At 38.6% G+C, this 20,762-nt stretch carries 16 protein-coding genes; 8 read left to right on the forward strand and 8 right to left on the reverse strand.

The genetic code is table 11. The annotated features are described in order from the left end of the window. Positions 1–220 precede the first annotated feature (220 nt). The 3 genes from DCO56_RS21095 (at position 221) to DCO56_RS21105 (ending at position 5,071) form a co-directional block, all read left to right on the forward strand. Entirely contained in the window at positions 221–3,094 is a 2,874-nt protein-coding gene (locus DCO56_RS21095) for a TonB-dependent receptor (protein ID WP_108635718.1), read from the forward strand. 66 nt (positions 3,095–3,160) lie between these two features. Then, positions 3,161–4,531 carry a hypothetical protein gene (locus DCO56_RS21100; RefSeq protein ID WP_108635719.1) on the forward strand — a complete coding sequence of 457 codons (1,371 nt, stop codon included), beginning with the start codon at positions 3,161–3,163 and terminating at the stop codon, positions 4,529–4,531. 105 nt (positions 4,532–4,636) lie between these two features. Continuing rightward, entirely contained in the window at positions 4,637–5,071 is a 435-nt protein-coding gene (locus tag DCO56_RS21105; RefSeq protein WP_146191108.1) for a hypothetical protein, read from the forward strand. A 102-nt stretch (positions 5,072–5,173) separates the two neighbouring features. Here the strand turns inward: DCO56_RS21105 and DCO56_RS21110 are convergent, their stop codons facing one another. From DCO56_RS21110 to DCO56_RS21130, 5 genes are all read right to left on the reverse strand, one after another. Then, on the reverse strand, positions 5,174–6,373 hold the full coding sequence (locus tag DCO56_RS21110; RefSeq protein WP_245935889.1) for a hypothetical protein: 1,200 nt from the start codon (positions 6,371–6,373) through the stop codon (positions 5,174–5,176). A gap of 487 nt (positions 6,374–6,860) precedes the next feature. Beyond that, positions 6,861–7,586 carry a DUF2797 domain-containing protein gene (locus DCO56_RS21115; RefSeq protein WP_146191109.1) on the reverse strand — a complete coding sequence of 242 codons (726 nt, stop codon included), beginning with the start codon at positions 7,584–7,586 and terminating at the stop codon, positions 6,861–6,863. Positions 7,587–7,590: 4 nt separating this feature from the next. Continuing rightward, complete coding sequence (locus DCO56_RS21120) at positions 7,591–7,881, reverse strand: helix-turn-helix domain-containing protein (RefSeq protein ID WP_108635722.1); 291 nt, start codon at positions 7,879–7,881, stop codon at positions 7,591–7,593. Then, on the reverse strand, positions 7,871–8,224 hold the full coding sequence (locus DCO56_RS21125) for a type II toxin-antitoxin system RelE/ParE family toxin (protein WP_108635723.1): 354 nt from the start codon (positions 8,222–8,224) through the stop codon (positions 7,871–7,873). Before DCO56_RS21125 ends, DCO56_RS21120 begins: the two co-directional genes overlap by 11 nt. A 40-nt stretch (positions 8,225–8,264) precedes the next feature. Next, positions 8,265–8,711, reverse strand: a complete 447-nt coding sequence (locus tag DCO56_RS21130; protein ID WP_108635724.1) for a hypothetical protein — start codon at positions 8,709–8,711, stop codon at positions 8,265–8,267. Between the two features lie 621 nt (positions 8,712–9,332). On the opposite strand from DCO56_RS21130, the gene DCO56_RS21135 reads away from it, so the two are divergent. The 4 genes from DCO56_RS21135 to DCO56_RS21150 all read left to right on the forward strand — a co-directional run bounded on the left by DCO56_RS21135 (position 9,333) and on the right by DCO56_RS21150 (position 15,877). Further along, positions 9,333–9,572: a hypothetical protein gene (locus DCO56_RS21135; protein WP_108635725.1), complete on the forward strand. Its 240-nt coding sequence runs from the start codon at positions 9,333–9,335 to the stop codon at positions 9,570–9,572. Between the two features lie 129 nt (positions 9,573–9,701). Further along, entirely contained in the window at positions 9,702–11,246 is a 1,545-nt protein-coding gene (locus DCO56_RS21140; protein ID WP_108635726.1) for a TlpA family protein disulfide reductase, read from the forward strand. A gap of 1 nt (position 11,247) precedes the next feature. Beyond that, positions 11,248–14,433: a SusC/RagA family TonB-linked outer membrane protein gene (locus DCO56_RS21145; RefSeq protein WP_108635727.1), complete on the forward strand. Its 3,186-nt coding sequence runs from the start codon at positions 11,248–11,250 to the stop codon at positions 14,431–14,433. A 109-nt stretch (positions 14,434–14,542) separates the two neighbouring features. Continuing rightward, on the forward strand, positions 14,543–15,877 hold the full coding sequence (locus DCO56_RS21150) for a RagB/SusD family nutrient uptake outer membrane protein (RefSeq protein ID WP_108635728.1): 1,335 nt from the start codon (positions 14,543–14,545) through the stop codon (positions 15,875–15,877). Positions 15,878–15,990: 113 nt separating this feature from the next. Here DCO56_RS21150 and DCO56_RS21155 read toward each other — a convergent pair whose 3' ends face one another. From DCO56_RS21155 to DCO56_RS21160, 3 genes are all read right to left on the reverse strand, one after another. After that, entirely contained in the window at positions 15,991–16,350 is a 360-nt protein-coding gene (locus DCO56_RS21155; protein ID WP_108635729.1) for a hypothetical protein, read from the reverse strand. A gap of 80 nt (positions 16,351–16,430) precedes the next feature. Continuing rightward, complete coding sequence (locus DCO56_RS29095; RefSeq protein ID WP_146191110.1) at positions 16,431–16,706, reverse strand: hypothetical protein; 276 nt, start codon at positions 16,704–16,706, stop codon at positions 16,431–16,433. A 294-nt stretch (positions 16,707–17,000) separates the two neighbouring features. After that, positions 17,001–18,008 (reverse strand): helix-turn-helix transcriptional regulator, encoded by a 1,008-nt coding sequence (locus tag DCO56_RS21160; RefSeq protein ID WP_108635730.1) that lies wholly within the window; start codon positions 18,006–18,008, stop codon positions 17,001–17,003. Positions 18,009–19,432: 1,424 nt separating this feature from the next. Between DCO56_RS21160 and DCO56_RS21170 the strand changes: the two genes are divergently transcribed. Then, positions 19,433–20,755 (forward strand): IPT/TIG domain-containing protein, encoded by a 1,323-nt coding sequence (locus DCO56_RS21170; RefSeq protein WP_108635732.1) that lies wholly within the window; start codon positions 19,433–19,435, stop codon positions 20,753–20,755. The last annotated feature ends 7 nt before the right edge of the window (positions 20,756–20,762 follow it).

Here is a 20,762-nt window from a genome sequence, read left to right on the forward strand (position 1 = left end):
TTTTCGGCTTAATAATTTTATTACACTTCTTTAATATTATACTTTGAAAATGATGAAATATTCGCTCAAATTCTCCTTCAGGCGGGTTTTTATCGAAAAATTTAATCTAGAATTTCCAAGGTAACATTAAATTAACAAGTGGTTTACGTAATGGTAATTGGTTGTTAATGTTAATATAATATTGTGCCAATAGCTTTGCAGAAACAAAAAACAAAATAAATTGGAACCACAATTACAACTTAAAAGAATCGCTGCTGCCATTACGTTCGTCGTAGCTGCGTCAACAACAGTTTATGCACAAGGGAGTGGGAAGGTTGCGGGTAAAGTTACAAATGTTAAAACAGGAGAAACCATCGCGGGGGTGACGGTAAAGGTACTTGGTACTTCAAGAGTAGGAAGTTCAGATGTAACAGGTAATTACAATATTCCTGCTGTACCGGCAGGAAAGTATACATTAGAATTTAGCTACTTGGGTTTCGCGACTAAGCAAATTACTGATGTTGAGATTAAAGATAAGGATGTTACCAATTTAGATGTGGTTCTTGACAATTCTGAAGGTACAGTATTGGATCAGGTTGTGATTACCGGAACATTTAAAAAAGAATCAATTGGTGCATTGTATGCACAACAAAAGAATAGTATTTCTATTTCTGATGGTATTTCAGCCGAAATAATAAAAAAGACACCAGATAAAAATACAGGGGAGGTATTAAAACGCGTTAGCGGGGCTAGTGTTCAGGACAATAAATTTCTTGTAATTCGTGGTTTGAGTGATCGCTATAATTCATCCTTATTAAATAATAGCCCACTACCGAGTACTGAGCCAGACCGTAAAGCATTTTCATTTGATATTATTCCTTCTTCCCTAGTTGACAATATTGTTATCAGTAAAACAGCCTCCCCAGATTTGCCTGGTGACCTAACGGGGGGAGCTATTAATATCAAAACGAAAGATTTTCCGGATAAAAAGACGGTAGAGTTTAGTGTAGGTTTGGGAGGGAATACGCAAACTACATTTAAAGACTTTTATGGAAGCAAAAGAACTGTAGGGAATTATTTTGGATTGAAAAATCCAGATAATAATCTACCTTCAAGTTTTCCCAAGAATAAAGAATCATATACAAGTTTACCAGCAAACGATAAAGCCGAGTATACAAAAGACTTTAAAAATACATGGGGTTATAAAAATCTTGGAAAATCGTTGCCTTATCAAAATCTTCAATTTATTTATGGTAATTCATTCCTTCTTGAGAATGGCGGGAAATTTGGGGTTATTGGTTCATTAACTTATCGAAATTCAGAAAGTATATCTAATGAAATACGAAACGACTTTAATGGCACAAGCCAAGGATATAATAATTATTACTCCAAATATAGAGATAACTATTATAGATTTAGTTCTTCGGTAGGAGCATTGGCAAACCTATCTTACATTAAAGACAAATTTAAAATATCATTAAAGAATATCTTCAATCAAAGCTTAGAGCAAAATTTTATTTCTCGTGAAGGTGAAATAGTAAATGAGAATTATCGCAAGACTACTATGTTAGAGGTTTTCGAGAAGAGAATGTTTAATAGTGTATTAGACGGGGAATATTTGTTAGCCCCCTCCAAACAATCAAAATTGACTTGGAACCTATCTTATAGCGGAATTTGGGATAATGAGCCTGATTTGAGAAGGTTGAGTTATATTAAATCAGTGGACGAAACCGACCCTAACGTGCCTTTTCAGGCTGCTATCCCAAATGGTTCCCCATCACCAGAACAGGCTGGTAAATTTTATAGTAATCTCAAAGAAAATATTTACAGTGGAGGGGTCAATTGGTCACATGGGCTAAATCTAATGGGACTTGAGCAATCCGTTAAAATAGGAGCTCTAAAGCAATACAAAAAACGTAATGTGGATGCTAGAGTGTTGGGGTACGTAAATAAGACAGCTGATTTCAATGAGTCTAGAGAATTACTTGGTCTTCCTCAAGATCAGCTGTTCGATAATAGTAATATTGCCGGAAATAAATTATTTATAGAAGATATTACCAATCAAACAAATAGCTATGAAGGGACAGGGGATTTAAATGCCGGATATGCTATGATTTCGGGTAATATATCTGAGAAATTGAAAGCGACAATAGGAGCAAGAGTTGAGAATTATATAGAAAAATTAAATACAGGATCAATCTCCGTTGATGTAGACAATAATGTAAATAATAACTATACAGATATCTTACCGTCTTTGAATTTAACTTATGAGCTGACTCCAAAAACTAATTTGAGGTTTAGCTTTTCTAATACAGTCGCGAGAGCTCAATTTCGAGAACTGGCAGCATTTAGCTTTTTTGATTTTATTACCAATAGCATGAAAATTGGTAATCCAGACTTAAAAAGGACCAAAATTTCTAATATAGATGTTCGTTATGAATTTTATCCTAGTTTAGGTAAGTTGATTTCCGTTTCTGGTTTTTACAAGGATTTAAAGAATCCTATTGAAACGAACGTTCGGTCAGGTTCTACGGCAGCGAGTAGAACTGTAACATTTATTAATGCGCCTAAAGCCTATATTGCTGGAGCTGAAATTGAAATTCGTCATGATTTGGGGATTTTTAATGATGAGTCTGAATTTCTGAAAAAAATAGTCTTCAGTGCCAATGCATCATTAATCAAATCCGAAGTTAATTTTGAAGGCTCTACACTCTTAGCCGAAAATAAAAGACCCCTCTATGGCCAATCGCCCTATTTACTTAATCTAGGATTACAATACAGCGGTGGAAATGGTTGGGAGTCTAGTGTGTTTTTTAATAGAGCCGGAAGACGTATTGATGTGGTAGGCTTTGGGAACTATATCAATTCAATATTTGTAGATGAGTATCATACGATTTATGAGGCACCACGAAGTTTATTAGATTTCCAACTATCCAAAAAGTTGATTTCTAATAAGGCGGAATTAAAACTTAATGTGGGGAATATTTTAGATTCAAAATCTATTTTTTATCAAGATGTTGATAAAAATGGTAAATATAATGTTAGTGGAGACCAGTTAATTAATTCTGTAAAATATGGAAGAAACTTCTCCCTGTCATTCGGTTATAAGTTTTAAAGATTAAATAAATATTAGTTAACATTAAGGTTACATTCTGTTGATACCTTTGAAAAAAAACAAATTATGAAATTAAACATGAATTCAAAATGGTTTGCGTTAGCTCTAGTTGCGACTTCGATGAGTATTGCGAGCTGTAGTAAGTCTGATAATCCAAACCCTGTTGATCCTAATCCTGGAACTGGAGAAGTAGAGGTGATCGAAGGTAAAATTGCGAGTAATAAAGTTTTAAGCGCTTCAAAAACATATTTGTTAAGAGGTTATGTGCAGGTAATGGATGGTGCAACATTAGAAATTCCGGCAGGTACTGTTATTAAAGGTGAGAAATCAACGAATGGGGCATTAATTGTTGAACGTGGTGGGAAATTAAAAGCAAATGGTACTGCTGATAAACCTATCGTGTTTACTTCCGACCAAGCTGACGGTAATAAAGATACAGGTGATTGGTCGGGTATAATCATTTGCGGAAAATCTCAAGTTAATACAGCTGATGGAACTTCACAATATGAAGGCGGTGCGCTCGGAGCGACCGTTGCTAACTATGGTGGAGGCCTATCTCCTATTCTAGATGACAATTCTGGTGAACTAACTTATGCACGCATTGAGTTTGCTGGAATTGCAATTCAAAAAGATAAAGAGATTAACGGGCTAACATTGTGTGGCGTTGGTTCAGGTACTAAGATCCATCATATTCAAGTATCATACGGAGGCGATGACTCGTTCGAATTTTTTGGGGGAACTGTGAATGCATCTCATTTGATTGCATACAGAGGTGTTGATGATGATTTTGATTTCGATCAAGGTTACAGTGGTAAAATTCAATATGGAATTTCTATTAAGGATCCAAATATCGCAGATGCAGCAGGGACATCTAGAGGAATAGAGTTGGAAAATAAAGGAAATGTATTAAATAATTTATATTCTAGACCGGTATTGTCAAACTTTACGTTCATAGGTCCTGGTAAAGAATCTCAAGCTCAGCATGGTGCAGGCATTCATTTTGGTTTGAATAGTAGAATGGTATTGGCTAATTCAATTATTGTTGGTGCAAAAGGAAATGCTGTAGAGTTTAATTCCGATTTTCCTGCAGCAGAATTGAAAGCGGGTCGCTCTATTTTATCTAATAATATGGTCTTCGGAAATACAGCAAATTATGGGTTGAAAGATGTTACATCTTTTACATCTGTAGCTGATTTGACAGGCTATTTGAATGGATTTGGTGATTTTGCTACAACTTCTGTTGATGGCGCAGGGTTTACAAGTACAAGTATTTCTGCTCCAAACCTTTTATTGAAAGCTGATTCACCTGCGTTGGGTAAAGCTAAATATGAAGGAGACTTAGCTAGCTTAACCAAAGAAACTTTTATTGGAGCAATGGGTACAACTGATTGGACAAAAGGATGGGCTAGTTGGGATCCAAAAAACAATAAATACTAGAATAATTATAGTTTAGTAAAATAGAAAATCCTGCCACGAGCAGGATTTTTTTTGTAGCATCTCGTGCTGATATTTCGTTATACAGTCAAATAATATAAACTCTAAATGATGAAAAAAACAATCTATTTATTTGTGTTGAGCATTTTTCTGCTTTTAGGCTGTAAAAAGTCAGATAATAAAATTGATCCTGAAGATTCTGGACTTAGGATAGAAATCAAAGGAATTTCTGGTTGGGGTAATGGAGTGAACATCAGCATTGATCAAAGTAAGACTGAAATTAAATATCCTAAAGATGGTTTATCAGAGACAAAAAAAGATAAAGTATATAAAACAAGTGAGGCTACATTGAAGCAGCTGTCCAGCTATATCAATACTTATAAATTAATGGATGCTAAAATTGAGGAATGTGCACGTTGCGCAGATGGACTGGATTATGTGATCACAATAAAATCCGAAGGCCGTGAAAATACAGTAACTATTGCTGCTCATCGTACAGATGGTAAATATACAGACCTCTTAGACTTTATTAATAAGATGTGATTAACTAAAGCTAAGGAGCGATATAAGAACTTTAAGTAAAATAACGAAAGCGGATAAAATAGAAAGCCTCTCTATTATCACGGTTATTTTTAGCTCACAAGTTTACCTCGGCTCATAGTGATAAACAATCTGATAGGATTGCTTCTTAAGCTCCTCAGACAATTGACCAAGGGCCAGACTCTGCGCTTGCGGAGTAGGTTCGCAGATGGAATAGTATTTGCCATTGTATAAAATCGCATCACCTATAGGTCGTTCAAATTGGACGGCCATCGTGATATGTGTGGGATAGAGCAGTGTGATCATCGGAAGGTTATAAATTTCCTTGACCAGGTAAAAGAATAATGCTACTCGGTCATCACAGTCACTGGATTTATTTAATAATGTCTGTTCTGGTGATAGCCGTTTTTCTGTGCCAAAATTATTTTCATCGTTTTCATACAGAAAAGCATAACGTGTAAATCGCATTAAATAATCTACGCCTTTCTTTTCGTTCTTGCCTTTTAAATTTTCTTTGAGTGCGGGAATTAATGACTGGTAGGTTTCCTTACTCAATGGAATATTGAAATAAGTTTCGAAATCTACTCCCGGATAGTTTTTAAAAAGGTCGCTGATATCGTTGTTCAACTTAATATTGAAGTGATAAGCTTTATGTCCATCATTGAATGCAAGCTGTTTTTCTATATAATTTGCTGGAACGAAATCCGGTAGTTTAGTGATTTTATAGCTGAAATCGTTAGTGGCTTCCGGTACTTTAATCTTTATGGGTATATAGGCGTCTGCCCTTTGAAATAGCTTTCCATAGTCATGGAAATTTAAACAGGTATATTTTTTACCATCAATTTCAAAGAAAGGAATATCAGAAATATCCTCATTATTTTGGATAAAAAAGATAATCTGATTGTTGCCCACCGCCAAACGTGCATCATATCCGGACTTACACATCAAGAACCATTTGTATAGTGTGTAGCGCGCATAGTTTTCCGCTTTAGGGGCTATTTGTTGTGCTGTACGGCGCACAAGTTGATAGTATACCCAGTCATTAAGATGTTGCTTGTCCTTGTAATCCAATAGGCTGTTAACTAAATTACGGTATTCTGTCTGATCGGCAGCCTGATAAAACTCTTGGACACGAGCTCCAGTTAAACTATCATCGAATGGAATATTGAACGAGGGGGATACATCAATTGAGACCTTTCCGTCATAGAAATCGAAATCATGACGTTGCGCCCTAACAGGTTGTAGACTGTAGGTTAACCAGCATAAGGTGGTCAAAAACGCAATATAGTATCCTTTGATGTTCAATTCTTAACAATTTGATAACATAAGTGTAATATAAATTTAACAAATTGTAATAGCTTTTTATAGGGATTAATGAAAAATGTTTTTGAGATTTGGTTTTTTTCGCAAGTTCTTCTCTGGTGAAGTAAGGATTATTGCGTAAATAGGATAATATTAGTGCTGAGTTTCCTTTTAGGTTTTCTCCCACAGTTTTTCCAGCCTTCGGGATTTGGGTGTTTACTTTTCGGTTTGTATAACTTAGCATGAGATTCAATCCATTGGGGATTTCTTCCACTGTTAGTTTCATTGTGGGGTAAATAGAAATTTCTTTACGGATCCTGAGAAATCTATTGCCATATTTTTCAATCTCGCCAGTTAGATAAAAGGCTTTGGCAATTAATTTATTTCGTGTGTAAGCTCTATAACTATTTCGTTCTAGATCTCCATTATAGCGGTAGAAGTTTTCTGATCCAAAATTTCGTAATCACATAAAAAAAATCAAACTAGATTTTTAAGGCTTGGCTAAATAGGAGTGTATTGTTTCAGCAGAGATTTCAGGCATTTTCTCCAATATCTCATTCCTCCAATATCTCAACACTCCATCAACAGAATCTTTCTGCAATAGGGCCTGACGGCTTCCACATAGGATTTTCATACATTTTTCAATGTCACTAATGCGAAATTTAAACATGCCTTGCGCTTTAATTTTCTTGAAGATTTCTAAGGCATCACGTTTTTGTTCGAAATAACCCTGGTCGATCCAGTTCTTCAAAAGTGCGAGTATAGCTTTATTGGTCTTTCGGGTACTGCCTTTTGGTGCATTTTTCTTCTTCCAAATGATCCGGGTACCGTCTCCGTTCGGAGAATAAACGATATGCGAAAAACCTTTATATCCATCCTCGTCGATATTTTTTGTATGGTAAAGCTGGATATTCCCGGATTGGGTGTCATTTACGAAAATTTTTGAGAAAGGACATTCTAGGATAAAAGGAAGTAGATCCAGTTGATCTTCGTGGAAACGATTCTTATCACTTGGCTTGATAATGAAACTAAAGACGTAATTATTGGGTTTGCCAAGGAGAAACGAGAGTTCATCATCGCGCATGTCTATTTCATTCAACCGTTTGATCACTTGGCAGATGATAACATAGTCCATGCAGGACATAATCACATCCGGTTTTTCCGCTTTGCGGATAGATGGTCTTTTGATAATTTCGATCAATGGAGTAGCGATCAAAAATTTAAAACTCTATGGATATTTTGACTTTGCCTCCAAGTCCCTTTTCAACAATGTCAAAAAGTGTTTTTAAAGTAATATTGCTTCCATTGTTCTCAACCCTTGAAATATACTCACGTTTTTTGTCAATCAGTTCGGCGAGCTCGGATTGAGTAATATGTCTTTCCTCGCGCGCTTTTTTAAGGAGCAGACCTATTTTAAAAGATTCAAAATCTCTATCCAATTCATCTCTTCTTTGGGTGCCCACTTTTCCGTAAACATCATCTTTAATATTTTTCCAGTTCTTAGTTTCCATCTTCTCTACCTTTTTGTTCGTAATACTCAGCCATGATACTTAATGCTTTTTCGATCTGATTCTTTGGTGTTTTCTGTGTTTTCTTTTGAAAACCGTTCATTAAGATAACGAGTTTATCACCATCAAAAAAGCAAAATACACGCCATATATTGGAGCCAAGCTGAATCCTAGCTTCATATAATCCGTCGGTTCCAGTTAAATGTTTTAAATAATTACTCGGAACCCGTTCAAGAGTTTCTATTGCTTCAATTATTTTAAAAATTTTGTCCTGTACCTTTTGGGGTTGATCCAAAAGGAAGTCTTCAAAATAATTTTTAAAAGCAATTACCTCTCTTACTCTCATTTTACAAAGGTAATTTAAAAGTTACTTTTTGTCAAGTTTTTTAAGCGTGTCTTCTGACGTATTCTTCCCAAACACTTTTTATAACTTCTCTCTCTTTAGCATCTTTTGTTGAAAGATGTTGATACAATTCGTTTAAATCAAGAAGTTTGTCAGCATACCTCGAAGCCCTTATTCCTTCCAATACTTTTTTCACAAAGACTTGGTCAGATAAGGATACAACTTCCTTATCAACTTTTTCATGCGAATTGCTTACTTCCCAATCATCAGGTGGTATTATATTCTTTAGTTCACATTCCGCCTCTTCTGCGATTGATGGGTAGTCAGCACTGTTATATTGGTTCTCTTCGTTGACATTTTCAATCTGAGAAACATAATTTCTGCTCTTCTTCAAATCTAAAGAAAATTGATATGCTGACTTACCTGCAACTAAGCGATAATATTTAGCTGCATTTAAAACGTATAATGAAAATCGATTGATTTTTTCCATACACCATTTTACATCTGATTTCTATCTTTTAGTAAAATGATATGCACACTTAATTTTGTAAAAATCGAAATTATAGTTACATTTGTATTATAGATAACGCTTGAATAATGTGTTATTAGTGTATTTATATGGCTTTTGAAGCTTGATCTTGCTAAAGAAAACCTAGGAAATTTTCAATAGACGCAAGATGAAGAGTTCAAGGCCCAATCTCTACCTTTGTAGGAAGGAGAGGTGGGCTTACTCTTTGTTCTCGTCTATAGGCTTCCTAGGGCCTTCTTTAGGGAATAAGGTAAGATCCACCTCTTTTTTGATGGAGGTACCTTTCATATTGATCGCATTGCTCAATCGCCTATGATTATAAACTGAGCAATGATGAGAAAACAACTATTTAAAAACATTATCCGAAATCCTGAATAATTAATCTAACTATTCAGATTATTCTGACTTCACTAGCTATGGAGAGTGTTTCGCCAATATTGATGCCTTGTAAAATTCCATTCACACACCTCTAGCTTACCTTATTTAATCAATTTTAGTTGTGGCCGATGGCCTGAAAAATAGCTGATTTCAATCGGCAAGGGAATGCTATGTGCTTTGGGTTACGGATTTACAAACTGAAAAATGAAAAGGATTTTGGCGCTACAATTTGCTTTTGATTGGATGATTTACGATGTCCACAAGGTCGATTATGACTCGATAAAGGAGATTGAAACATTCTGGAATCGGTATGCCTTAAATACGATATCTGCTAATATCCTAGTGCTGTTGAGTGCTTATGTTGATGATGGAGTAGAAAGGCGTCAGCTTTTGAAAGATGAGGAAATGCAGGAGTTTGCTATTGCAGTGTATCGTCAATCATAGTAAACTAGATATTACTAAAGCTGAGCTGTCATCGGAAGCAAACGCGCTTTTAGAAAAAGAGCTGGAATTGAGCAAAAAAATCGCTGATTTTTTCAGTCGATTATCGAAATAACCACTAACAAACAAATTATGAATACGTTAAAATTATTGACGCTAGTCAAGATATATATAAATACCTACATCTGCCAAGCACTGGCCAGATACTCGTGCAGATCCTACTGTAAGGGTGCTGGTCGAGTGCTGAAAAAAATACGCCTACTCGCTTCGGATTTTTTCCCAGTTAATACCTGCCTTTTTTCTGCCTTTTACGCTATTCGCTTCGAATTGGCATCGGGTTTTCATCGGTGTGACCCGATGAAAACCCGATGCCGACTCGATGAAAACCCGCGGAAAGGGCGAAGTTGGTCAGGAGTTGGTAGGGGATTGCTGCTATGCACGATTTTAGTTTCTATGTTTAGTTTATGGGCCCAGACGCCCCGCAAGGACAGCGGGGCCATGGGTCCTAAACCATTACAGATCGGTGACAGCATACCCGATGCCCTGTGGAACCTGACCCTGAATACGGTAAGGCCAGCAAATGGAAAACCAAATATAACTCTTGACGATTTTAGGGACAAAAAGCTCATTGTACTCGATTTTTGGAACACCTGGTGTGGCAGCTGCATCACAGGGATCAAACATGGCGGGCAGCTCCAAGGAGCCACCAAAGCTGACATTGAAATCATTCCGGTGACGGAGCAGAAGTCAGCTGAAATAAACAACTTCTTAAGTAAGAACGAGATCCTGCGAAACAGTAAACTCCATATCGTGACCGACGCTGGTACAATTGCGGAGTATTTTCCGCATACACTTGTTCCTCATGTCGTATTTATAAAGAATAATAAGGTCGTACACATTGGCGGTTTTGAGTCCATGACAGCCGATAATCTTAACAGCATCCTGAATGATCAGGTAGGCGGGCTGCTGTATGTGAAAAATGACCAGGCAATTCAAACATCATTACTGGCGTCGATGGATACCCTATCCGGGACCAAGTACAGCATGCTGAGCCGCTACCGGAAAGATGTGCTACCATCGACCTTTAAAGAGGTTGATACACTAAATGGTACACAGCGTATAGCATTCTTTAACTATTCGATTAAGGAACTATTGGAATATACTTTCAGTATCCAGCCCTTAGCGCTGAATACGATCGATCTGACAGGGAGTAGGTTTTCCTTGGAAGATATAGCGTATCACAATTCAATGGGGGATAAAATAGAATGGCTCTCCAGATATGCGCTGTGCTACGAACAGAATGTTTTGCTAGGGGCATCTGAAAAGGAGTTGAAAAATAATTTGCTACATGATATCAGCAAATTCCTACGAATAGATGTTTCTTTTGCGCCGACCAAAGTAAAAATATACGAACTCCACGGAAAGAAAAAAACAGGTTCCATAAATGGAAAAAACAGCCAATATACACGTTTGTACTATCTGATCGATGCTTATAACAGACTTCCGAACAGTATGCCGATAGTTGATAAAAAGGGGCTATCGCGGGAAATCTATGTGCCAAAGCGAAACCTTTCCAAGCTGAATTCTGAGCAGTTGATCGCACTGATCAATGAAGCGGGCTGCCAGCTGATACGCTCGGTGACAACAATAAATACCATTCATATAAAGGACAGATAATATGAAAAGTATACTAAAATATATACTGTGCCTATGCTATTGCAGTGCAATGCTATCCGCATTGGGGCAGCAACGGATATCCCTGACTGTAAGAGATTCCCTGACAGGTAAACTGCTGGACGATTATAACATTTCCGTAAACGGAAAAGGAGTAAAAGTAAATAACGGGATTATTGAAATCAATGGTCCGGATACACCCGCAGAGGTGGTATGTACGCATGTAGGATATGGACAAAAAAAACTTTCTTACCGCCTACCGGTCGGGCGTCTGGTATTTGCAATGCTTCCGGCTGAATATCAGCTTGAAGAGGTGCAGATCAATACGGGATACCAGAAACTTTCAAAAGAAAGGCAGACGGGCTCTTTTGAGGTGTTAACCAAAGAGGAGATACAGCGGTCTGTTTCATCTAATATATTGAACCGGCTCGAAGATATGACAACATCAATTTCTTTTGACCGCCGAAACTATAATATCAACAATCCGAACAGCTCGGATGGAAACCTGGATATCCGGGGGATCAGCAGTACCAGCGGATCAAACAGTCCCCTAATCATTGTAGACAACTTTCCATACGAAGGTAATATTGATAATATAAACCCCAATGACATCGAAAATATAACAATTCTTAAAGATGCTGCTGCATCTTCGATATGGGGTGCCAAGGCCGGGAATGGTGTGATCGTGATCACAACAAAAAGAGGGAAAAAAGCGAGCCGAGAATCCCTTAATTTTTCATCGAATCTTTCTATAGGCTCCAAACCGGATCTATTCAAACTTAAGCAGATCAGCAGTTCTGAATTTATTGATATGGAGATACTGCTTTTTGACAAGGGATACTACAATAACCAGATCAGCAATAAAAAACATCCGGCACTTTCGCCCGTTATAGAACTGCTGCAACTGCAAAAAGAAGGAAAGATAAATGATTTAGAGCTCCGGGAAAGAATTGATCCATACATAAATATGGATTCAAGAAGGGACTATATGGATTATTTCTACAGAAACTCCTTTGACCAGCGATACGCTATCGACCTGAGCGGTGGATCTGATGTGGCCAGCCATTATGTTTCATTTGGTGTGGATAACCAAAAGCCCAGTCTGCGAGGTAATGCAACAACACGGTATACCTTTAATTTTTCGAATGAACTACATTTTGGAAAAAAGGCAATGGTCCAATCCCGGATCAGTTATGTGCATCACCAGAGTACGGATTTTAACGATGGCTATGGTGCGGGCCTACCGTTGTATCCTTATGCGCAATTAGTAGGCGAAAATGGCGTGCCTCTGGCTGTAAACTATGGGTACAGCAGGCGGTTTCTTGATGAGATCGCCGATGCCGGACTACTGGACTGGAAATATAGGCCGTATGAGGAATTGCAGATCAATAATCAATATCAGAAAAGTAAACAGCTGTTGTTCGATTTGGGGTTGATCTACCGGATTACTCACTGGCTCGGTCTCGAGGCCAGAGGGCAGTATGGTACATCTGCTGCAAAGCAGGAAAAATTGAACGGTATGGACAGTTATTTCGCCAGGAATCTCATCAATCTTTATACTACGGTCAAAGACGGGCTGTATAGCTATGGCGTACCCAAAGGCGGGATATTGAACCGTTCGGAATCTGATGGCCAGACAAAATCTTTTCGTATCCAATTGAACCAGGATAAAAACTTTGCTGAAAAACATCAGCTGACTTCGCTGCTGGGCTTTGAAATCAGATCGTTGACAAATAGAGAAGACGCTACCCGTCTGTATGGTTATGAGCCCGAAAAAATGTTGTTTGCGCCAGTGGATCAGATCGCACTACTGCCTACTTATAGCAATATTGGTGGTACAGCATCCCTTGGTACCGACGGTTTTTTTAGGGACCGGACGGCAGATCGGTATGTGTCCGTCTATGGCAATGTTTCTTACAGTTATGACAATAGAATGGATGTTTATTTCAGTGCCCGGAAGGATGCCTCAAATCTGTTCGGTGCCACGACCAATGGGAAATGGAGCCCGCTCTGGTCTACGGGTATAGCCTGGAATATCCATCGGGAGAATTTTTTCAAAGCGGATTGGCTGAAGATGCTGAAGGTAAGGGGATCTTTTGGGTATAGTGGGAATGTAAACAAGAATACGTCGGCCTATAGCACCATCGAGTATGCTTCTTATCTGACACCATATACATCATTGCCCTTTGCGATGATCGTTAATCCACCAAATCCATCTTTACGATGGGAGAAGGTGAAAACTACGAATATCGGTTTGGATTTCGCAACCAAAGATAACCGGATATCGGGGGCTATCGATTTTTACTGGAAAAATGCCTACGATCTTTTGGGTTCTTCTCCGCTGGACCCGACAACGGGAGTATCTGAAATGACCATAAACAGTGCCAATACCGAGGGAAAAGGGCTTGACCTCAATTTGCGCAGCCGTAACATGATGGGAGATTTTTCGTGGAGCACAGCTTTGCTTTTGAGCTTTAATAAAGTAATCATCAGTAAATATATGCAGACTGTGAAACCTACTATGAGCTATATCCAGAAGATCAATCCGATCGAAGGACAGCTGGCCTATGCCGTGTTCAGCTATAAATGGGCCGGGCTGAATCCTGAAAATGGAAACCCAATGGGTTATATCGGTAATGAAAAGAGTGAAGACTGGAAAAATATTATACAGAAAACAGAATCAAATGAATTGGTATTGCATGGCTCGGCGCGGCCACTGTGGTTTGGGTCAATCCGCAATGACTGGAGCTATAAAAATATACAGCTCTCCGCAAATATAGGCTTTAGGTTCAGGTATTATTTTCGGAAACCAACAGTCAACTACGCGCAGATCGGTACATGGAACCCGGTCCATGCTGACTTTTCGGCAAGCTGGAAGGAACAGGGAGATGAGCTCCATACCGATATACCATCGTTCGCTTACCCGAACAATACCTATAGAAACAGTTTTTTTAATGGTGCTGCGGTCAATGTCATGAAAGGAGATCATATCAGGGTGACAGATCTGAGGCTGGCCTATGATCTAAAAGGGATTAAATCAAAGAGTATTCAATCTCTAAGCGTTTTCCTGTATATGACCAATCTTGGTTTTATATGGAGGGCAAATGATGCCGGTATAGATCCAACGACTCCACAGAACGAGATCGGTCTGCCAAAGACAGTGTCCGTGGGAGTTAATGTAAAACTGTAATCGGTATGGAATTACAGTCCAATTTTAAGACTGGATAACAACCCCCAGATGACTATAATTTTAAATATAAAAAACTCCGTTCCATCGATGGGACAAAACATATTTAGAGATGAAAACATATTTATTATTTTTAGTGGCTTTAATTGCCTGTTCCGGATGCAATAAATTTCTGGAAGAAAAGCCACGTCAGAAACTGGCAACAATTTCGACCAAAGATGATCTTTGGGCACTTCTCAACAATGAAAATATTTTTAATGCTATGTCGCTGGTAGGAGAGGATCTCAGTGATAACTATTATCTCACGGACAATACCTGGAATTCGATTGCCAATATTTCCATCAGGAATAAATACGGCTGGGAGGTTTCGGCGAATGACGATGTTGCCTGGTCCATGCTGTATCACCGGGTGTATTACGCCAATGTGGTACTCGAAAGCGTCGGGGTAATAAGGGATAAATTGAGTGATGCCGATTATAGGGAAATCGGGGCAATCGCCAAATTCTACCGGAGCCTGTCTTTTTTTGAATTGATGAACCTGTTTTCGTTGCCCTATAATGGACAGTCAAATGGGGATAAACCGGGAATTCCACTCAGAACATCATCTGATATCAATGTAAAGTTTAAAAGGTCTACCATATCGGAATGCTATGAACAGATCATAGGAGATCTCGAAGATTGTATGGAAGACTTACCATTGCTGGCCCAGATAAAGACCAGGCCCAGTAGGCTTGCTGTGTGGGCGCTTCTGGCTAGGGTTTATCTTTCGATAGGTAATTATGACAGGGCATTTGAATATAGCAGATTGGTCATAGAGAAAAAACCTGAACTGTTGAACTACGCAATAATTGATGAAAAAAAAGAAAATCCATTTGGCAGGTACAATGCAGAGGTGATCCATTCTACTTCAAATTACAGCCAGTTGCTCACCCGGCAGAACTGTTATGTGGACACAGTTCTCTATGCTGGCTATAGTGATGGCGACTGCAGGAAGAAATTGTTTTTTGTAAAAGAGGGAGAAAAGAAAGTAAAATTCAGGGGTAGTTTTGCGGAGGATAACGACATTCAGTTTACGGGGAGTACAATCGGTGAGATGTACCTGACTTTTGCGGAGGCTTCATTGAAGATATTGGATAAAAAGGGGGATGTGATCGAGAAATTGAATTATTTTCTAAAATCGAGATATGAAACAGGCAAATGTCCCGATATCCCGAGTGGGGACGAAGAGTTGATAGATTTTATCCTAAGTGAAAGAAGAAAGGAACTTGTCTTTCGCAATAGGCGGTACGAAGATGTAAGACGATTGAACCTAGAAGGGTATAATATTACTTTTACACGTAAATTGGCCGGTAGAGAATACCTATTGAAACCTAACGCATTAGCATATGCACTTTTGATCCCTTTGGAAGCTATCAATTACTCAGGTATAATTCAAAATTCAAGATAGCAATATTGTTGCCTTGATAATGGTCATGTAAAATCGCCGAGTCGATTCTTTATTGCTCAATGCCTGAAAATGTTGAAAGCAGGGATGAAAAATACCCCTGCTTTCATATTTAATTAATTCTGCAACTTAATGTTTGTATTCGACGGTGTTCCTCCTGTTGCTATAGCGGACATCACCTGATTGACAAAACTATTGCTCAATACTGGTTGATCACTTCCGTCATTTGGAGCTTTCAACGAACAGAGCTCTGACCCAGCATTACAGCTGGGCGTACCAGAATGGCGCGTATAGTTCGCCGGATTTTCAATGTCTTCTCTGTCTTGAGATGGTCCATTGTAATCGAACCATTCTTCAACCAATACTTTTTCTCTTGAAGTATTGTCTGTTTCCATCGCTTCTACAATATAGAAAGCTCCGAATAATAGTGCTAAGGCTGTAAATCCAGCTATAATTTTTGATTTTAACGTTCTCATGACGTATGTTTTAATTTAAAATTCTGTTGGTAATCTTTTTGCATTTCGGTTTTGCCTCACAGCCATGCGATCGAGGGATCCTATTTTATGGTCAGCCAACTTCCTTGAAGCTGTGAAGCCAACATACTCGGGAACAGGGCAAACTTACGGGGGTACCACATCTTGTTCACAACTCTCTTTAGGGCCAAGGATTGACAGATAGGGGCATAGTCGAGTTCTCTGAAATAAAGAACGGGACTGTACCTGTACCAAACGACAAACCGCCCAGACAGCCTGATCCATAGGGACGGTAACACTGACCATAGCCATTGGTCAAATAGTTTGATTGTTTCTTTCGCTGTTCGTAGACTTTTCATCCTGGTTCATTTTACCTATCCATAACCTGTTTCTCAGCGGCACACCTTGGCGCGGCCTGCCCTCTGTTTTGTTTTGCACTTTATCGCTGTACCCGCGTCCCTATTTTATTTACTCCAGCTATCTCCTCCCAACCCTTCGCAGACGTACCGAAGATAGCTGGAAACCCCGCCGGGAAAGACGAGGATCGCATGGCACTGGTACGCCCGCCATCTCTTTTGCTTTTACTTCTTTAAGCGTATTTCAAAGGTAAGGCCGTCTTGGCACATTCATTTACGCATTTTTGATCTTGTGATTTACTGATTTTTGTCATTGCCTGGATTCTGGTGGAGTTTGATATACTCGGAGGGATATACACCTATCCGCTTCTCAAAGTAGTCGGAGAAACCACTTGCGTATCTAAATCCGCAAAAATTGGCAACTTCGCCAATAGTATAAGTTGAAAGCAATCTGTCTTTTGCCAGTGGAAGGAGTATTTCGTCCCTGTATTGTAAAAGAGTTTGTTTGTAGTAGCGTTTGTGGCAACGCGCAAGGTGGGCATCTGAAACGCCTAACAAAAAGGCAATCTGGCTAATATTGACCTCCTGAAACCCCTGGTTTACGATATCATATATTATTTTCCTCGCTTTTTTAGCGAGTACTTCACCCTCGCTCAATTTCTCATAAAACCCAAACTGTTTTGTTTCTGCGATATCGAATAATAGGTAAATCTGCTCGATTACCTTTGCCTCGTTTTGTTTGCTATAATTGAAGAAGATTGTTTCAATCCGGTTTAGCTGATAGTTCGTAAGGTCTCTGATAGGCCATAAGGCGGTCTGGTAAAGACTGGCTTTGTCCCTTTTCCTTGCATTTTTTAATTCGGATAGAAAATGCCCGTGATGGTAAATGATATCCCGTACGAGACCGATATCAATCAATAGCCCGTAGACCAGGTAATAACCGGGTTTTAAATGTATGCCAAATTTACTGCGTGGGATGTAGGTGAACGTACTATGTTCATGGGGGAGTACGATTTCGTTTTTGGTACCATGTTTTTGAATGATAATATCGTCCGTCGCTTTCTTGGTGTAAATGAGATGAAAGTCCGGTTTGTTTGTTTTCAATTGAATAATACAATCCTTAGTCACATGAGCCTGCGCCCGATACAATATCACCTGGCGGTAATCTATAAATTCCTCTACAAGCTGTATCGAAGTATCCTCATATAGATTACGTTTTGCATCAGGTAATTGGGGCAGAAATGGGTGTTTTTCGTCCTCGAAAAGCTTTACTTTTGGTAATATAAATTTGAAGGTCTTCTTCATACTTATGTTGCTTTATTGTACAGATTTTACGGTATGGAAAAGTATTTATAATTTATTTACTAAATACTACCGCCTAGCACAAGTTTATTTAATATGTTTTTACTATTTTATAGCTCAATTTGACTGTTATTTATTGACTATGCCTAAATCCCAGCTACTGGTTAACCGAATTCAAACGTAAAATTTGTTATTGTTTTATATGGTAGAATTAATTCCTAAATCCACTGCATTACTTCTCAATTGATCGACATTACTTCCTGTAACTGTTGAATTAATTCCAAATATATCGAGTATATAAGATCAGAGGTTGTCCAAATCTGGATAACGAGTTGTTCATCTTTTCATATTACCCCATCAATATTAAAAATGCATAATACTGGATTTTTAGGAAAATGCTTGCGTCGTGTGAGAAATTCGGACACTTTTGGAGAAATTCGGACAAAAATCGAGCATGCTCGAACTGGACAGTGGCTGTATGACTCTATATGCTTTTTCATTTTCCTGATTTTTGGAATGTTATCAAATTCAAAGTTAGGGAAGGGGGATACCAAAAAATTGGGCTTTTAAGTACTATTTTTTGGTGTTTGCTTCGCTAATTATTCAGTATTTCTTCGCCTCTTGTCCGTACCATCTTCGGAATGCCCATGTAGATTCTCTACTCATTCTCCACTTATTGCCTACATAATCAGTAGGGAAAGAGTAGGGGATGAGTAGAGAAAAGTAAGGTGATAGGCGAATATGGGGCGAAGCAGTCCTGAACGAGTCCCGAATGAGGAATGAGCAATTTTTAGATAATGCCAATCGCACTAACTTCCTATGTTCTTTGCTGTTTTTTATGAGCGTATTCGCTTCCCGCCCCACTTTTGGGTTACTATCTACCTACTGTTGGCCTACTTCTGTAGGCCAACAGTAGGAGAAATGTAGGAAAATGGTAGGTGAAACGTAGAATTAGATTAGTAAATTCCTAAAGGAGAATAGATGGTTGGTTGTATCCCAAATACAGCACAATTTTCTTTATTTGTTTTTAAAACCTGTTTTCCTGTGCAAATTTATTACTAACAAGATGTTACAATTCGAAGGTTTCATTTCATTCTTTTTTTGTAACATTTTTGTTTTACTTTATTGATTAATTTTCTTTCTATCCAGAATACACGCTTAGCATTAAATTAAAACAATGTTAATGATTTAATAATTAACTGAATGATGGTTTGTGCGCGCTTGTTGTTAGTTTTGCAGCGTTCTAATCGAAGGTCTTATTACCTATGTTAGCTTATGTTATATATTTCTAATGCTTTCATATTTTGATAAAATAGCTTTGTAATGTTTCAATTTTAGTGTTGTAAATATTTGTTTTGTTTGTTTTTCTAAATTATATTCGATCTAACTTTTAGAACCAATTGTAGATTTACTTAACCGAAGTTATTATGAAATGTAGTCAATTAACATTTTCTTTGTTAATGTTGCTGTTTTCTTCTTCTTGTAAGGAAGATGTCGCGACAAAACAGAGTGAGCATGATCCCAATACACCGATTGTGCTTTCCTCTTTCTACCCTGCAGAAGGCGGGGCAAAAGATAAAATCTTATTAGACGGTAAAAATTTTGGATCTGATCCGAGCAAGATCAAAGTGTATTTTAACAATGCACGTGCCGCCGTAGTCTCCTCAAGCGGAGAACGTATTTATGCCATTGTACCACGTTTGCCGGGGGACGATCCTAAAATTTCGGTTGTAATCGGTAAGGATTCATTGGTGTATGATAAGTCATTTACTTACCATATTCAAGCACAAGTCAGCACTGTTACTGGTACGGGGGATAAAAACTTTTTGGCGGGTACCCTTGATCAAGCACATGTCTACGGTAAATATTTGGATATGGATGCGCAAGGCAACCTATTTATGACCTGGCGTGATGGTGGATCATTTGGTATAGCGCGTGTCAATGAAAAGGAAAATATTGTTACTCCTTTATATTCAGCGGCGTCTTCACCTAACCCCTATGCCAATGGAGTGACAGTGGATCGGGAAACAGGTATTATGACAGTTTCGCACGAGTCGGTTGCCGAAGTGTTTTTTTCCTTTGACCCAAGGGAAGCATGGACACTTCGCCAGCGGAATGCACAGTTCTCAGCTGCGGATTATGCGAAGATCGTTCAGGCCGATCGCTATGCCAACTTTGTGACCTTCTGTCCGTATGATGGTCACCTATACACTCGTTTTCGCGATGGTAATATCGCTAAAATAAATCCAATAACTTATGCTGCTACTATCGTACATAAAGGACCTTACGGTTCGCAATATGGACAGGCTATTAATCCCGCAAAACCTTGGGAACTGTATATTACGTTGCACTCAAATGCTAGCCCGAACACATTTGCACAAGGGATTTCGGTATTAGACCTACGTCCTGAGCACATAGGCGAAGGCTTCAAGCGTATTAATGCGCCTGGTGGATCAGGGTTTCGTGACGGCCCCGTCAAAGATGCTGTTTTCAATTATCCAAAAGATATCAAATTTGATAAGACCGGAAATATGTTTATTGCCGATTACGGTAATCACTGTATCCGCATGTTATCGGCTGACGGTATTGTATCGACAGTTGCGGGACAACCGACCAAAGCAGGGTATAAGGATGGCGGACCTGTAGAATCCCAGTTCAACCAGCCTTGGGGAGTTGCGGTAAATGATCAGGGAGATATCTATATCGCCGATTGGAACAATGCGCGCATACGTAAATTAGTTATCGAATAATTAACCT

The organism is Sphingobacterium athyrii, from assembly GCF_003071065.1.
GTDB classification, from domain to species: domain Bacteria; phylum Bacteroidota; class Bacteroidia; order Sphingobacteriales; family Sphingobacteriaceae; genus Sphingobacterium; species Sphingobacterium athyrii.

Bases quoted from the DNA above. Each gene is read 5' to 3' on its own strand.
- DCO56_RS21100 (WP_108635719.1), top strand. From the start codon at position 3,161: ATGAAATTAAACATGAATTCAAAATGGTTTGCGTTAGCTCTAGTTGCG.
- DCO56_RS21105 (WP_146191108.1), top strand. From the start codon at position 4,637: ATGATGAAAAAAACAATCTATTTATTTGTGTTGAGCATTTTTCTGCTT.
- DCO56_RS21120 (WP_108635722.1), bottom strand. From the start codon at position 7,881: ATGGAAACTAAGAACTGGAAAAATATTAAAGATGATGTTTACGGAAAA.
- DCO56_RS21125 (WP_108635723.1), bottom strand. From the start codon at position 8,224: ATGAGAGTAAGAGAGGTAATTGCTTTTAAAAATTATTTTGAAGACTTC.
- DCO56_RS21130 (WP_108635724.1), bottom strand. From the start codon at position 8,711: ATGGAAAAAATCAATCGATTTTCATTATACGTTTTAAATGCAGCTAAA.
- DCO56_RS21135 (WP_108635725.1), top strand. From the start codon at position 9,333: ATGAAAAGGATTTTGGCGCTACAATTTGCTTTTGATTGGATGATTTAC.
- DCO56_RS21140 (WP_108635726.1), top strand. From the start codon at position 9,702: ATGAATACGTTAAAATTATTGACGCTAGTCAAGATATATATAAATACC.
- DCO56_RS21145 (WP_108635727.1), top strand. From the start codon at position 11,248: ATGAAAAGTATACTAAAATATATACTGTGCCTATGCTATTGCAGTGCA.
- DCO56_RS21150 (WP_108635728.1), top strand. From the start codon at position 14,543: ATGAAAACATATTTATTATTTTTAGTGGCTTTAATTGCCTGTTCCGGA.
- DCO56_RS21155 (WP_108635729.1), bottom strand. From the start codon at position 16,350: ATGAGAACGTTAAAATCAAAAATTATAGCTGGATTTACAGCCTTAGCA.
- DCO56_RS29095 (WP_146191110.1), bottom strand. From the start codon at position 16,706: ATGAAAAGTCTACGAACAGCGAAAGAAACAATCAAACTATTTGACCAA.
- DCO56_RS21160 (WP_108635730.1), bottom strand. From the start codon at position 18,008: ATGAAGAAGACCTTCAAATTTATATTACCAAAAGTAAAGCTTTTCGAG.
- DCO56_RS21170 (WP_108635732.1), top strand. From the start codon at position 19,433: ATGAAATGTAGTCAATTAACATTTTCTTTGTTAATGTTGCTGTTTTCT.